Raw genomic sequence first — 12,843 nt, 5'->3', positions numbered from 1 at the left:
TTAGCAGCAAAGCTTCTCGACAGGCTAGCTCGTTTGCGGCGCCCATGGCTCGGCCAGCGCCGCGCCCTTGGCCTTGTTCGACACCGGGGCTTCGCCGATCACCGCGACCAGCGCCCGCAGCGCCTCCGGCACGCCCTCGCCTGTGACGCCCGACATCAGCAGCGGCGTTTTCTTCGCAGCGCGCTTCAAACGATCTCTCTGCTTCTTCAGTTCATCCGGCGTCACCGCGTCGATCTTGTTCAGCGCGACGATCTCGATCTTCTCGGCAAGTTGGCCCTCATAGGCCTCGAGCTCGGTGCGCACCGTCTTGTAGGCCTTTCCGGCATGCTCGCAGGTCGCATCCACCAGATGCAGCAAGACACGGCAGCGCTCGACGTGGCCGAGAAATCGGTCGCCCAGTCCCGCGCCCTCATGGGCGCCCTCGATCAGGCCGGGAATGTCCGCCAGTACGAATTCGCGGCCATCGGAATTCACTACGCCGAGCTGCGGATGCAGCGTCGTGAAGGGATAGTCGGCGATCTTCGGTTTCGCCGCGCTGACTTTCGAGAGGAACGTCGACTTGCCGGCATTGGGCAGCCCGACCAGGCCGGCGTCCGCGATCAGTTTCAGCCGTAGCCAGATCCAGCGCTCCTCGCCGACCTCCCCGGGATTGGCGTTGCGCGGCGCGCGGTTGGTGGAGGTTTTGAAATGCGCGTTGCCGAAGCCGCCATTGCCGCCTTCGGCGAGCGTGAATTTTTCGCCGAGCGTGGTGAAGTCGTGGATCAGCGTCTCGCGATCCTCGTCGAATACCTGCGTGCCCACCGGCACCTTGAGCATAACAGGCTTGCCATTGGCGCCGTGACGGTCCTTGCCCATGCCGTTGGTGCCCTTCTGGGCCTTGAAATGCTGCTGATAGCGGTAGTCGATCAGCGTGTTCAGCCCGTCGACGGCCTCGATCACGACGTCGCCGCCGCGGCCGCCATTGCCGCCACTGGGTCCGCCGAACTCGACATACTTCTCGCGGCGAAACGCCACGCAGCCGTTACCGCCGTCGCCGGAGCGGATATAGACTTTTGCTTCATCCAGGAATTTCATGGGCCATAGGTAAGGCAGAGGGGCCGATGCGGCAACCTCGCAGATGCCAGATATTGAAGAAAAGCCCTAATTTTAAGGACTTTTCGGGGCTTCGGGCGATATTCCTCCTGTGGCTCTGTGCCAGTCACGAAGCATTGGGCCGGCGGCGGATCAGGAATTTCTGCATCCCCTCCAGCACCAGTTCGCGGCGCTGGTTGAAAACAGTCGAGCGCAGGCTCACGACGCCCGTGGTCTTGCCCGGCGTCAGCTCGCTCACTTCGAGCGCGGCGTAGATCGTGTCGTCGGCGAATACGGGTTTCAGGAAACGGCTCGACTGTTCGAGAAACCCGACCAGCGATTCCTCCACCAGATAGGGGAACAGTCCGGCTCCCGGCGCGGTATGGATCAGGGTCTGGAAACCGTGCGCCAGCAGGTTCGGCATACCGCGCGCGCGGCAATATTCGACGTCGTAATGGATCGGATGGGTATCGCCGCTCGCGGTCTGGAACGCCGCAAACACCGCCGAGGTCATGGTGCGGCTTGGAATCACAAAGCGCTCGCCGAGCACAAAATCCTCGAACCAGCGTTGCGCCGGCACCACGCGATGCGTTGCGGGATCGAACTCGGTCATGGCGGGCTTCCTGCACGGGTAGGCAATGGCATATCGGTATCGCAGAGATGTTGTCGCCACAATCGTGTCAATTCGTCATGCCCGGGCTTGTCCCGGGCATCCACGTCTTTAAAACGGCGCAGGCTGAAGGAAAGACGTGGATGGCCGGGACATAGGCGAGCGGAAGCGACGCCGTCCTTTCGGACGGCTATGCCCGGCCATGACGACGAGTATTATGTTGCGCGGCGCGATCAGAAAATGAGCATCCTTTCGAAAATCTCCACCGCGGCAGACGAGCGTACCGCGCGGCTCGCCGGCATCGGCCTGATGCTTGGCGGCGTTTGCTTCTTTTCGTTCGGCGACGCCATCGGCAAATTCCTGGTCTCGACCTATTCCGTCGGCGAGCTGTTGCTGCTGCGCGCGGCGACCTCGCTGATCCTGATGACGCCGTTGATCTGGCGCAGCCGCGGAGCCTTTGCGCTGATACGGCGGCCCGTGCTGCAGGTGCTGCGCGTCGTGCTCTCGATATCGGAGATCGCGGCGTTCTTCGCAGCCTCGGTCTACCTGCCGCTTGCCGATATCATTACGTTCTACCTGGCGGCGCCGATCTTCGTCGCCGTGCTGTCGGCGATCCTGCTCGACGAACAGGTCGATCTCAGACGCTGGGTCGCGGTCGGGGTCGGCTTCTGCGGGGTCTTGATTGCGCTACATCCGTCGGCAGGGGTGTTCGGCTGGCCGTCGGCCATTGCGCTGGGAGGCAGTATCGCATTCGCCGTCATGATGGTGGTGACGCGTTCGCTGCGGGGCACGCCCGACGTGCTGTTGGCGTCGATGCAGTTCTTCGGCACCTTCCTGTTCGGGATCGTGACGCTGCCGTTCGGATGGCTGACGCCGAGCCCGCGCGACCTCGGGTTCTTCATGCTGGCGGGCGGGCTTGCAGTTTTTGCCTCGCTGTGCGTCAACCGTTCATTGAAACTTGCGCCCGCCAGCGTCGTGGTGCCTTACCAATATTCGATGATCGTGTGGGCTGCGATCTTCGGCTATCTCGTGTTCGCCGACGTGCCGTCGATGGCCACGATTATCGGCGCGGCGGTCATCATCGGCGCGGGGCTCTACATCTTCCTGCGCGAGCGCGCACTCGGGCGCGAGGAAACGGTGGTCAATCCGCCGGCGTGAGGCGCCGGATCGGCATGCCGGCGAGATCGCGAAGCTATGCCGATTATTCACACTCGTCATGCCCGGGCTTGACCCGGGCATCCATCCATCTTCGCAAGAAGCTTCTTCTCGAAGACGATGGATTGCCGGGTCAAGCCCGGCAATGACGAAGGCGTAAGGGTGAAGTGCTACCGCTCACGCCTTGTCGAACTGGCCCAGTTCTTCAGCGACGACCACACGCTGCGCGTGAGCCGGAAGCGGTCGACCGGGGCGGAGGATCCGAGCGCCTCGAAGCGATGCAGTTCGACGCCGCTCCACTGGAAGCCGCATTTTTCCAGAATGTTGCGCGAGGTGGGGTTGGTGACCCGTGCCCCCGCCAGCAGGTGCTCCACATCGAATTCCTCGAAGGTGAAATCGATCGCCGCGCGCGCCGCCTCGGTGCCAAAACCCTGGCCCCAATGCTCGACACCGAGCCAATAGCCGAGTTCCGGCGTGGCCGCCTCGCCCCAGTCGACGCCGACAATGCCGATCGGCGCAAAATCCTTCTCGATCAGGAACGCGGTGCCGCGATCGTCGCTGGCGGTTCCGCGGACGAACTCGATCGCATGGTCCTCGTGATAGGGGTGCGGCAGACGACGGGTATTTTCCGCAATGCGGCGGTCGTTGGCGAGACGCGCGATTGCTTTTACGTCCGCGAGCGTCGGCCGGCGCAGCATCAGCCGTTCGGTCTCGAGGACGCAGGGACTGGCCTCGCGCAATGTCGGGGGCGGGATATCCTGCAGCATGGCGGGCTCCTGGTATGACCCAAATAAAAAGAGGAGGCCGGTTTCCCGCCTCCCCCTTGGAGCCTTCTCGAGCTCCGCCGGTTCAACAGGACCCGGCGGACTTCGACGCATCCACCGTCTACTCGGCTGCACCTTCGGTCATCGGAACCACCGATACGAACGTGCGGCCATTGGCTTTGGCACGGAATTCGACATGGCCCTCGACCTTGGCGAACAGAGTATGGTCGGTGCCCATGCCGACATTAAGGCCGGGATGCCAGGTGGTGCCGCGCTGACGCGCAATGATGTTGCCGGGAATCACGCGCTCGCCGCCAAACGCCTTGATCCCGAGCCGCTTGCCCGCCGAATCCCGTCCGTTTCGCGATGAACCGCCTGCTTTTTTGTGAGCCATAACCCGTCTCCAAACTCAGCCGTATCTCTAGATCAATTCCCTAACGGAATCATTTCACTTTTTGTCACGCGAACTTGTCGCGCTTCACTTCTTGTCGCTCTTGCCCTTCGCCGCCGGCTTGGCCCGCGGCTTGGCCGCGGCCTTCTTGGCAACGACCTTCTTGGGCGCTGCCTTCTTTTTTACCGCCTTCGGCGCCTCGTCGCCGTCCTCGGACGGCTCCGGCGCGACCTTTTCCCGCTTCGGCCGCGGGCCGATCGAAGGTTTGGCGTTATCGGTCAGGATCTCGGTGACGCGCAACACCGTGATCTCGTCGCGATAGCCGCGCTTGCGGCGCGAATTCTTGCGGCGGCGCTTCTTGAAGGAGATCACCTTCGGGCCGCGCTTGTGCTGCAGCACCTCGGCCGCGACCGAAGCGCCGGAAACCGTGGGCGCACCCAGCACCGGCTGGTCGCCGCCGACCAGCAAAACTTCGCCAAGCTGCACGATCGTCCCGACATCGCCGGCGATCTTGCCTATCTCGAGCACATCATCCGGAACGACGCGGTACTGCCGGCCGCCGGTTTTGATGACTGCGAACATCGTTTTATTCCTTCGTGTTCGATCCCGGCCTCGGATATATCCCCATAAAGGGGTTTGTCCGGGCCGGCTTTTTCTTCAGTCGTTATGGACTAGCTTTTCGCGCCGTCGGGGAGCGATCCCTCAAATCCGCGCAAAAACAATCGGCGCTAGGAATTCCCGCGCCGGGTGGGCGGACTTATAGCCGGCAAACGGCTCAAGTCAAGGAAAACTGGGCCGAAAACCGGCCAAATAGCAGGGACTTGGGCTCGAAGGGACGAATAGCGAGTACCAATGGCGAATAGGGAAGGCGTCCATTCGCCACTCGCTATCAGCCATTCGCCCCCATGAAACCAAAGGGTTCCCCGGCCGTTGTGGTGCAGGCTTCCAAGGGCAAGGGCAAAATGGCTGAAGATGTAATCACGACAACCGGCATCGCCCACCACGGCGCGGCCCGGCTGCCCTCGGTGGACGTCGACAGCTTCAATATCGAGCTCAAGGACGACGACGGCTTCCTCGGCGACCGCGCCAGCAAGGGCGCGTTCCGCAAGATGCTGGACAGCTTGCGCAAGCCGCTGAAGAAGAAGAACGGCGACGATCCGCTCGGCAGCAAACCCGCCGAAGAGATCAGCAAGACCGCGCTCGACGAGGCGCTGGTGGGCGACGACATCCACGCCGCTGCCCTGGTGCACGGCGCGATCGAGGAATTCGCCCATGAACTCGCCTATGTGACGCAGCGCTTTCTCAAGACCAAGGCATGGGCCGATACCGAACGCATCGTGGTCGGTGGTGGCTTTCGCGAGAGTCGGGTCGGCGAACTGGCGATCGCGCGCACCGACGTCATTCTCAAGAACGAGGGTTTCGAGGTCGACCTCGTGCCCATCCGCTTTCACCCCGACGATGCCGGCCTGATCGGCTGCCTGCACCTGGCGCCGTCATGGATCTTCGAAGCCCATGACTCAATCCTCGCCGTCGATATCGGCGGCACCAACATCCGCTGCGGGGTGGTCGAGACCCGCTGGAAGAAGGCGTCGGATTTGTCGAAGGCCGTGGTCTGGAAATCGGAACTGTGGCGCCATGCCGACGACGAACCGACGCGGGAGGGCGCGGTGAAACGGCTGGTGAAGATGCTCAAGGGCCTGATCGAGGAGGCCGATGCGGAGGGACTGAAACTCGCGCCCTTCATCGGCATCGCCTGTCCCGGCGTCATCAACGACGACGGCTCGATCGAGAAGGGCGCGCAGAACCTGCCGGGCAACTGGGAGAGCAGCAAGTTCAACCTGCCGGCCAGCCTGGTCGAGGCGATCCCCATGATCGGCGATCACGACACCGCGGTGCTGATGCACAATGACGGCGTGGCGCAGGGGCTGTCGGAAGTGCCGTTCATGCAGGACGTGGAACGCTGGGGCGTGCTGACGATCGGCACCGGGCTCGGCAATGCGCGCTTCACCAATCGCCGCAGGGAAAAAAACAAGGACAAGGACGACAAGAACGACAAGGACGACAAGAACGACAAGGACGAGAAGAAAGACAAAGACAGGAAGAGCAAGGATTGAGGCGCGCCGGCAGGTAACCTTGACCGGTTAGATTAAAACCGGGATCGCGTTGCCGCTTCCGTGCGGAACGCTACGGTCAAACGGTCGCTCAGGCTGGCCAGCGAAGCCGCACTTCCCGGCCACGATTGCAACGAAGGCGACACGGGACCGCCGGTTTTCATCGCGTCTGGCGGTCCCACCCCCTGGGCCTGCCGCCGGCCTGCCCGCGGGGAAATTCCCGCTTCCCGCGCCTTGTCTGCCCCGCCGTCCTCGCCTAGAACTCGCCCCGACCGCGGGCCAGGAATCGCCCGTCATGGCGCCCGGAGAGGTGGCAGAGTGGTCGATCGCACCGCACTCGAAATGCGGCATAGGTGCAAGCCTATCGGGGGTTCGAATCCCTCCCTCTCCGCCAGCCGCCTTCACGCTTCGCAGGATCGGAAATTCCTCTCTCGCGAAGCAGGATGCCCTCCGAAGCCTTGGCGAGGCAGGACTCAAACGTGCAAATGCTTTGCCAGCCATTTCATCGGCGACGCGGTCGTGCAGCGCCGCCGCCGGCCGAAAGTTAACCTTTGCCCGTTCGGTTCATCTTAACCGACGAGAATTGTTGCCTTGGCACGCCGATCGGCCTAAAAGCCCGCTTTCACCGGAAAGACCGACGATGGCCCATAATTTTGCGATCAACGACAACGTTCATCACCAGCTGCAGGGGCCGCAGGGCCGCTCCGTGGTCAAGGAGCGCGCCATCTATACCATCGTCAGCTGCCTGCCGATCGAGTCGGACGGACGCCCGCGCTACCGCATCAAGAGCAAGACCGAGAACGTCGAACGCGTGGTCACGGAAGAGCAGATCAGCCGGCTCGGCTGATCGCTTCGGCGCCCGCTTTATTAGAATTTCGTCATGTTGCGCGGATCGGCTTGCTATTCTTGTCGTAACGGCGTACACGCCTCGCATTCGAATAATCGATTTGCTTGTTGATCGCGCCGAACCGGCTCTAATTCCCAAGACATCGCTGAAATCGGATCAAGCCCGCGCGAAGGTCGTGCGGGCGCATCGCGCATCTTGGAGAAGTAAAATGACAACCGGAACGGTCAAGTGGTTCAACGCAACAAAGGGCTTTGGCTTCATTGCCCCTGACGATGGCGGCAACGACGTGTTCGTGCACATCAGCGCCGTCGAGCGCGCCGGCATGGGCTCGCTCAACGAAGGCCAGAAGCTTTCCTACGAATCGAAGCTCGACAGCCAGCGCGGCAAGACATCAGCGGAAAACCTCCGCGCCATGTGACGTCGGCCGATCGGGAGATTATCCGCGGATGTACCGGAATCTCCCGCATCGGTGACGCTTGCAGCGACATCGAAACAAAGCTCACCGGCCAAAACCGGCGGGCTTTTTCGTATCCGGCAGAGGAGGGCTACTGCAGCCGGTCGAGCCGCAGCCGCTGCCGTTCGTCTGTCAGCCGCCACGCCGTCAGGTAAGACACCGCCAGGGTGGACAATCCGCTGCCGCCGGACAACAGGAACATCAGCAGGATCTGATATTTCACGGCCTCGATTGGATCGAGGCCCGCCAGAATCTGTCCGGTCATGATGCCGGGCAGGGTGACGATCCCCGCCGCCGACATCTGATTGATGATGGGCAGCAGCCCGCGGCGGATCGCCTCCCGCACCAATGGCGCGATCGCCTCGCGATAGCTGGCGCCAAGACAGAGCCGTGCCTCGATTGCAGGCCGCTCGCGCTTGACCGATCCCAAGAGGCTGTCGAGCGACAGGCTGGCGGAGTTCAGGACGTTCCCCAAAATGATGCCGGCGAGCGGGATCGCGTAATGCGGATTGAACCACGGGTCGGGGCGGATCGCGGTGGTCAGCGCGAGGACCGCGGTGACGAAGGTGGCAAAACCGACGCTGATCGCGCCGATGACGAAATTCGCGCTTCCCTTGAAGCGGCGCTCCGGCCTGGCGGCGACCTCGCGCGCCGCGACCAGCACCATCACCAGGACGAGCAGCAGCGTTGCCGCCGGATTGTTCAGGGAAAAGATGAATTTCAGCACGTAGCCGATGGCGACCAGCTGCACCACCATTCGCGCGGCGGCAATGGCGAGCTGCCAATGCAGGCGGATCTTGAGCAGGATCGAAAGCACCGCATCGAGAACGATCAGCGAGGCCGCGGTGGCGATGTCGAACGGTGTCAGCAGGATCGGGGTCATGTCGTCTCCAGCCGTCCCGCGACCATGCGATAGTGCCGCCCGCCCAGTCGCGCCGCCTGGTTCGGATCGTGGGTCACCAAGAGGATCGATGTCCCGCCGGCCATTCGTTCCCGGAGCAGGGCCTCGAGCTGCGCGACCGATACCTCATCGAGCGGACCGGTCGGCTCGTCCAGCAGCAACACCGGCGGGTCCGGCAGCAGCGCCCGGATCAGCGACAGCCGCTGCTTCTCGCCGGTCGACAATTGTCCGACTGGAGCGTCCAGAAGATCGCCGCGAAGGCCGAGCCGGCTTGCCAGGGCCGCCAGGTCGCTTCGCTCGCGGTGCGGGAAATGGTCGATGACCTTGTCGGTCCACCAGCCGGACTCCGCCGACACATAGGTGACGCGCCTTCGCCATTCGGGCGCGGGCATCGAGCCGCGTTCCCGCTCTTCCAGCCAGGCCTCGCCCTCATTGGGGTCGAGATCGGCGATCATGCGGAGAAACAGGCTCTTGCCCGATCCCGATGCGCCGGTGATCGCAGCGCATGCGCCCCTTGCGAGCTCGAGCTCGAACGGGCCGGCGAACTGGCTGCGTAGTTGTTTGATGGTTAGCTGCATCCTGCCCACCAATATCACCGGGCGACCGCAGGCGCGGCCCTTGCCCCCTATTGCGCCTTGTCGTGCGCGGCGATGCCGGTCGCCTTGTAATCATAGGTCGGATAAAACTCGGTGTGGTAGCTGCCCCAGGCGGTATTCTCGAAGATGCGGTTGACCTCGCGCAGCCGCGAGGCCGGAAGCCGCAGCGTGACGACCTGTCCGATCCCCATCATCACATACCAGCTGACGACTTCGACGCCGGCGGGCGGGAACGCCTTGTAGTAGCCCTGCTTGTCGAGCTGGGCGTTGAGCTCGCTTAGGGGGCGCGACTGGTCGTGCTTCAGGAATATCGTGATCATGACGGCATTGTCGGCCGTCGGCGCCGCGTTTTCGGCCGGCGCCGCCGCGGTCTGCGCGCCGGCGCCCGGGTCGAACGCCAAAATACCGGCCAGCGTCAGCATGGCCATCAATGACCTCTTTGCCAGATCCATCGTAACCTCCCTTTCCGTCGGTTGATCATCTTCGCAGCATCGGCGACGCAGCTTTCCTGGCGTCACGCCGAAATCAGGATTTTAACATCGCGGCAGGATATTGCGTACAATGCCCGCCGGAGAAGCCTATCATGGCGACCACGCAATTCAGAATAGCGCTTCCGCTGCTGCTCACTCTCACCGCGGGGTTTGTCGATACCGCGGGATTCCTGGCGCTGCAGGGGCTGTTCACGGCGCACGTCACCGGCAACTTCGTGACGCTCGGCGCCGCGCTGGTGTTCGGCACCTCGGGCGTGGTCGCGAAACTGCTGGCGCTTCCGGTGTTCTGCATGGTGGTGATCGCAACGCGGCTGATGAGTTCGGCGCTGCCGAGCGGAAAGCTTCCTGCGCTGGAGGCTCTTCTGGGCCTGAAAGTCCTGTTGCTGGCCGCGGGCGCGGCGCTCGCAATCCATTTCGGCCCGTTCGGCAATGGCGATGCGTGGCAGGCGGTCGCAACCGGCATGGTGCTGGTGGCGGCGATGGCGATCCAGAACGCGGCGCACCGCATTCATCTCGGCAGCGCGCCGCCCTCGACGCTGATGACCGGCACCACGACGCAGATCATGATCGATCTGGCCGACATGCTGCGGGCCTCGCAGCCGGAGAATGCCGCTTCTCCACGGCCGCGGTTGCTGGGGATGTCGGTCAACATCGCCGTCTTCGCGGCGGGCTGCGCCGCGGCCGCCCTGCTTTACGCCCGCGTCGGCGTCTGGTGCTTTGTCGTGCCGCCGCTGCTCGGCATCGGCTCGCTGGCCATGCGTTGCGCCGGCGGCGGCAAAGAGGATCAATGAGCGCCGAACTCGCCAGATGTGAAGCAACTCACATCCCGGCGGTCGCTTCGGGGCTATTCATGGGCCGGGGTTCAGACCCAAGGACGGTCCCAATGAAGACGCGGCGGATGGCCTATTGGTGGTTCAGGTTCGTCATCTCCGGGCGATTCCTGGAAAAGTTTCTCAACCCGCGGTCGGCGAAATAGAGCTGAGCGGCCCGCCGCGCATCGCGAGGAAAACCGGCAGCCACTTTTTCCGGCTCATGTGCCAGAGCGTTTTCGAGCGAAGCCTGCCCTCGGGCTTGACCCGAGGGTGGTCACCGGTTCGCGTGAAGAAAACGCGTCAAAACAAGAATCTGGAGCCCCGTTTCGATTCCATCGAAACGGAAAAGGCTCTAGGCGCGCGTTTTCTCGGGCTGGCCCATCAGCTTCTTGCAAAAGGCGGCGCCGCCGCTGACGGCATCGCGCCCCTTCCATGCCATATAGGTCAGGCGCCCGGCCAGGGATTGGTGGCCGCGCAGCCGGCGCGATCCCAACACGTGACCAAGCTTTTCCGGAAAGCGGGCCAGTTCGGCCTGCACCAGCGCGGCGATCGCTTCCATCAGCGCATCGAGCCGCGTGCCCCATTCCGATTGATCGAGCTGGTCGATGCGAACCCTAAGTGCGTATTCGGTGTCGTAGACCTGGGTCAGAAGCTCCTTGGCGACGAGCACGCGGTTGTTCTTCAGCGCGATGCGCAGCGCCAGCCGCCAGTCGTCGATCAGGTCCAGCACCATCGAGACCGCGATGGCATAGGGCGCGGTGGCGATATCGGCGGCGTTCTTGCTCGAAGCGGCCTTGGTGGCGAGGCGGATCAGTTGCCATGGCGTCTTGAGCCGCTTGGCGATCAGCGCCAGCGCGAACGGAACCGCGTCGGCATGATCCTTTCTGAACGCATCCAGCAGCTTCTCGATCTTGTCGACCCGCGCGTCGTCGAACTTCTGGATCGATACCGGCAGCGCCTCGTTGAACTTCGCCAGCGCGTCGCGCGCGCGTAGCACGCACATCATCTTGGTGAGGTCGTCGTATACCGCGCGAGACGCCGTATAGACCGCGAGCTTGGCGCGGGTATCATCGGCGCGATCCGGCGAGTTCAGCGTGCTCTCGAGATATTTGACGACCTTGGTCTGGAACGTGGAGGCCACCTTGCGGGCTTCGCGCTGATTGTCGGCGGTGATCAGCTCGTCGATTTGCTTGATATAGTCGCGCGTCATGGTCGGCAGCAGGTCGCGGCTGATCCATTCCCAGATCGCAAACTGCGAACTGCGCTGGATCCGGCCGGCATTGCCGTACTGGTGCGCGCCGTCGGCAAGCAGCGGCTCCAGCGGCGCGAAGAAATACCGCGACGGATTGGCGACGCGCGTCTGGTTGGAGCCATCCTTGCGGACTTCCGCGCGCAGCTTGGCCAGGATCTCAGCGGAGCCGGGTATTTCGTCGTCGCCCAGTTCCAGCCGTTCGAGTTCGGTCAGAAGGTTGCCGCGCGTCGTCGGCGTCAGCCGCTGCAGAAATTCCCCGATCCGGTCGGCCAGTGTCATGAAACGTCATTTCCGCCATCTGATCCGCTACCCGAGGATCGGCCCATCTTGCGCTGGTATCGTCGCGCAAAAGTCCAAACATCTGACGAACAAAATCCCATTGCCGCAAATTAAGAAGTAAATGCTCCACCCGTGAAACTACGTGGTTCCGCGGTCGCGGGTGGAATTACGGCATGGAGTCCGTGGAACTACGCGAATTTCTGGCAAGCTACGTATTTATAGGGCTTTTTGAGCGGCCCGGCGCGAAGCCTGCGGCAGCGCACACAGGCGTTTCTGTGGGGGATTCCGGCAAAACACCGTAGTCTTACCGGGTAAGAAATTAACTCCCGAAGAGGTTGGGACCGTTAAACAGATTGGATGTCACCGCCAGAAGCCAGTGATACGCAATTTTCCAGGTGGACCGAACACGGCACGTCCACCGACGACGCGAGCGAAATCATCCGGCTGTCCGCCGCGCGCATCAGGGCGATGGAAGAGGCCGGGGCCGAGATCGCCCGCCGGCTCAACGGCCCGTTGACCGCGCTGCTGCTATACATGGGCGAGATCAAGCAAAACAGCCAGCAGCTTGCGCAGGCCGCCGGCAATCGGCTTTACCTGCAGCAGGTGGTCGAGAACGCGCTTGCGCAAACCGAGCGCGTCTGCGCTCTGATCAAGCAGATGGCAGACCCTCAAGAGGGCCTCGCCGGGGCGCCCTGCCGCAAGGCTGCATCTCAGCGCCGGATCGGCCATGCCAGGGAAATTCGCACGCCGGGCGCGATGTTTTCGTCAGAGGCCGGTCAGAGGCCCTTGACCAAGCGCGAGCGCGAGGTCCTCGATCTCATCAGCCAGGGCTTTTCCAACAAGCAAGGCGCCCTGCGGATGCATATCAGCCCCCGGACGTTCGAAAGCCATCGCGCCGAGGCGATGCGCAAGCTGGGCGCGCGAAACACCGCGGACCTGGTCCGTCTGGCGCTCCTGCATCCTGCGGTCTAGATGTGGTCTTTCAGGAGGTTGTCCATCTGGTCTGAACCGAGGAAACTGAGGTTGCGAAGCTTCAATGTTCCAGGGAGAGACCAGATGAACGTCCACAAGAATGCGCCTTTGACGCCCAAAGGTCGAGAGGCGATGGT

15 protein-coding genes and 1 tRNA gene are annotated in these 12,843 nt (G+C 63.0%); 7 read left to right on the top strand and 9 right to left on the bottom strand.

The window, feature by feature from the left end; genetic code table 11:
• Positions 1–24: 24 nt before the first annotated feature.
• Positions 25–1,074: a GTPase ObgE gene (gene obgE / locus VK804_RS17865; protein WP_325372630.1), complete on the bottom strand. Its 1,050-nt coding sequence runs from the start codon at positions 1,072–1,074 to the stop codon at positions 25–27.
• Positions 1,075–1,198: 124 nt separating this feature from the next.
• Positions 1,199–1,684: a MaoC family dehydratase gene (locus VK804_RS17860; RefSeq protein WP_325372628.1), complete on the bottom strand. Its 486-nt coding sequence runs from the start codon at positions 1,682–1,684 to the stop codon at positions 1,199–1,201.
• A gap of 237 nt (positions 1,685–1,921) precedes the next feature.
• Here VK804_RS17860 and VK804_RS17855 point away from each other — a divergent pair, with 237 nt between their 5' ends.
• Positions 1,922–2,839 carry a DMT family transporter gene (locus VK804_RS17855; protein ID WP_325372626.1) on the top strand — a complete coding sequence of 306 codons (918 nt, stop codon included), beginning with the start codon at positions 1,922–1,924 and terminating at the stop codon, positions 2,837–2,839.
• Between the two features lie 167 nt (positions 2,840–3,006).
• Here VK804_RS17855 and VK804_RS17850 read toward each other — a convergent pair whose 3' ends face one another.
• The 3 genes from VK804_RS17850 to rplU form a co-directional block, all read right to left on the bottom strand.
• Positions 3,007–3,603 (bottom strand): GNAT family N-acetyltransferase, encoded by a 597-nt coding sequence (locus tag VK804_RS17850; protein WP_325372624.1) that lies wholly within the window; start codon positions 3,601–3,603, stop codon positions 3,007–3,009.
• Between the two features lie 118 nt (positions 3,604–3,721).
• Positions 3,722–3,994 carry a 50S ribosomal protein L27 gene (gene rpmA / locus VK804_RS17845; RefSeq protein WP_325372622.1) on the bottom strand — a complete coding sequence of 91 codons (273 nt, stop codon included), beginning with the start codon at positions 3,992–3,994 and terminating at the stop codon, positions 3,722–3,724.
• An 84-nt stretch (positions 3,995–4,078) separates the two neighbouring features.
• The gene (rplU, locus tag VK804_RS17840; RefSeq protein ID WP_325372620.1) at positions 4,079–4,573 is read right to left on the bottom strand and encodes a 50S ribosomal protein L21; all 495 of its coding nucleotides are present in this window, start codon (positions 4,571–4,573) and stop codon (positions 4,079–4,081) included.
• A 380-nt stretch (positions 4,574–4,953) separates the two neighbouring features.
• Between rplU and VK804_RS17835 the strand changes: the two genes are divergently transcribed.
• The 4 genes from VK804_RS17835 to VK804_RS17820 all read left to right on the top strand — a co-directional run bounded on the left by VK804_RS17835 (position 4,954) and on the right by VK804_RS17820 (position 7,367).
• Entirely contained in the window at positions 4,954–6,105 is a 1,152-nt protein-coding gene (locus tag VK804_RS17835) for an ROK family protein (protein ID WP_325372618.1), read from the top strand.
• A gap of 301 nt (positions 6,106–6,406) precedes the next feature.
• Positions 6,407–6,496, top strand: a tRNA-Ser gene (locus VK804_RS17830).
• Positions 6,497–6,742: 246 nt separating this feature from the next.
• Entirely contained in the window at positions 6,743–6,949 is a 207-nt protein-coding gene (locus VK804_RS17825) for a hypothetical protein (RefSeq protein WP_325372616.1), read from the top strand.
• A gap of 208 nt (positions 6,950–7,157) precedes the next feature.
• Positions 7,158–7,367, top strand: coding sequence for a cold-shock protein (locus tag VK804_RS17820; RefSeq protein ID WP_325372614.1), 210 nt, complete (start codon positions 7,158–7,160; stop codon positions 7,365–7,367).
• A 127-nt stretch (positions 7,368–7,494) separates the two neighbouring features.
• On the opposite strand, the gene VK804_RS17815 is transcribed toward VK804_RS17820, so the two are convergent.
• From VK804_RS17815 to VK804_RS17805, 3 genes are read right to left on the bottom strand one after another with little or no spacing between them, the layout of a single operon-like run.
• The gene (locus VK804_RS17815; protein WP_325372612.1) at positions 7,495–8,286 is read right to left on the bottom strand and encodes an ABC transporter permease; all 792 of its coding nucleotides are present in this window, start codon (positions 8,284–8,286) and stop codon (positions 7,495–7,497) included.
• Positions 8,283–8,882, bottom strand: a complete 600-nt coding sequence (locus VK804_RS17810; RefSeq protein ID WP_325372610.1) for an ABC transporter ATP-binding protein — start codon at positions 8,880–8,882, stop codon at positions 8,283–8,285. The genes VK804_RS17815 and VK804_RS17810 overlap by 4 nt, the downstream gene beginning before the upstream one ends.
• A gap of 47 nt (positions 8,883–8,929) precedes the next feature.
• Entirely contained in the window at positions 8,930–9,328 is a 399-nt protein-coding gene (locus VK804_RS17805) for a hypothetical protein (RefSeq protein WP_414642809.1), read from the bottom strand.
• Positions 9,329–9,483: 155 nt separating this feature from the next.
• On the opposite strand from VK804_RS17805, the gene VK804_RS17800 reads away from it, so the two are divergent.
• On the top strand, positions 9,484–10,182 hold the full coding sequence (locus VK804_RS17800) for a YoaK family protein (protein WP_325372606.1): 699 nt from the start codon (positions 9,484–9,486) through the stop codon (positions 10,180–10,182).
• A 373-nt stretch (positions 10,183–10,555) separates the two neighbouring features.
• Here VK804_RS17800 and VK804_RS17795 read toward each other — a convergent pair whose 3' ends face one another.
• Positions 10,556–11,734, bottom strand: coding sequence for a hypothetical protein (locus VK804_RS17795; protein WP_325372604.1), 1,179 nt, complete (start codon positions 11,732–11,734; stop codon positions 10,556–10,558).
• 357 nt (positions 11,735–12,091) lie between these two features.
• On the opposite strand from VK804_RS17795, the gene VK804_RS17790 reads away from it, so the two are divergent.
• Positions 12,092–12,706 carry a LuxR C-terminal-related transcriptional regulator gene (locus tag VK804_RS17790; protein WP_325372602.1) on the top strand — a complete coding sequence of 205 codons (615 nt, stop codon included), beginning with the start codon at positions 12,092–12,094 and terminating at the stop codon, positions 12,704–12,706.
• The last annotated feature ends 137 nt before the right edge of the window (positions 12,707–12,843 follow it).

This window comes from Bradyrhizobium sp. (assembly GCF_035484855.1).
Lineage (GTDB): Bacteria > Pseudomonadota > Alphaproteobacteria > Rhizobiales > Xanthobacteraceae > Bradyrhizobium.
Note: the sequence above shows the minus strand (reverse complement) of the source record. Positions and strands in the feature narration are given on the sequence as shown.

Bases quoted from the DNA above. Each gene is read 5' to 3' on its own strand.
- VK804_RS17810 (WP_325372610.1), bottom strand. From the start codon at position 8,882: ATGCAGCTAACCATCAAACAACTACGCAGCCAGTTCGCCGGCCCGTTC.
- VK804_RS17855 (WP_325372626.1), top strand. From the start codon at position 1,922: ATGAGCATCCTTTCGAAAATCTCCACCGCGGCAGACGAGCGTACCGCG.
- VK804_RS17860 (WP_325372628.1), bottom strand. From the start codon at position 1,684: ATGACCGAGTTCGATCCCGCAACGCATCGCGTGGTGCCGGCGCAACGC.
- VK804_RS17825 (WP_325372616.1), top strand. From the start codon at position 6,743: ATGGCCCATAATTTTGCGATCAACGACAACGTTCATCACCAGCTGCAG.
- VK804_RS17790 (WP_325372602.1), top strand. From the start codon at position 12,092: ATGTCACCGCCAGAAGCCAGTGATACGCAATTTTCCAGGTGGACCGAA.
- obgE (WP_325372630.1), bottom strand. From the start codon at position 1,074: ATGAAATTCCTGGATGAAGCAAAAGTCTATATCCGCTCCGGCGACGGC.
- VK804_RS17850 (WP_325372624.1), bottom strand. From the start codon at position 3,603: ATGCTGCAGGATATCCCGCCCCCGACATTGCGCGAGGCCAGTCCCTGC.
- rpmA (WP_325372622.1), bottom strand. From the start codon at position 3,994: ATGGCTCACAAAAAAGCAGGCGGTTCATCGCGAAACGGACGGGATTCG.
- VK804_RS17800 (WP_325372606.1), top strand. From the start codon at position 9,484: ATGGCGACCACGCAATTCAGAATAGCGCTTCCGCTGCTGCTCACTCTC.
- VK804_RS17815 (WP_325372612.1), bottom strand. From the start codon at position 8,286: ATGACCCCGATCCTGCTGACACCGTTCGACATCGCCACCGCGGCCTCG.
- VK804_RS17835 (WP_325372618.1), top strand. From the start codon at position 4,954: ATGGCTGAAGATGTAATCACGACAACCGGCATCGCCCACCACGGCGCG.
- rplU (WP_325372620.1), bottom strand. From the start codon at position 4,573: ATGTTCGCAGTCATCAAAACCGGCGGCCGGCAGTACCGCGTCGTTCCG.
- VK804_RS17805 (WP_414642809.1), bottom strand. From the start codon at position 9,328: ATGGCCATGCTGACGCTGGCCGGTATTTTGGCGTTCGACCCGGGCGCC.
- VK804_RS17795 (WP_325372604.1), bottom strand. From the start codon at position 11,734: ATGACACTGGCCGACCGGATCGGGGAATTTCTGCAGCGGCTGACGCCG.
- VK804_RS17820 (WP_325372614.1), top strand. From the start codon at position 7,158: ATGACAACCGGAACGGTCAAGTGGTTCAACGCAACAAAGGGCTTTGGC.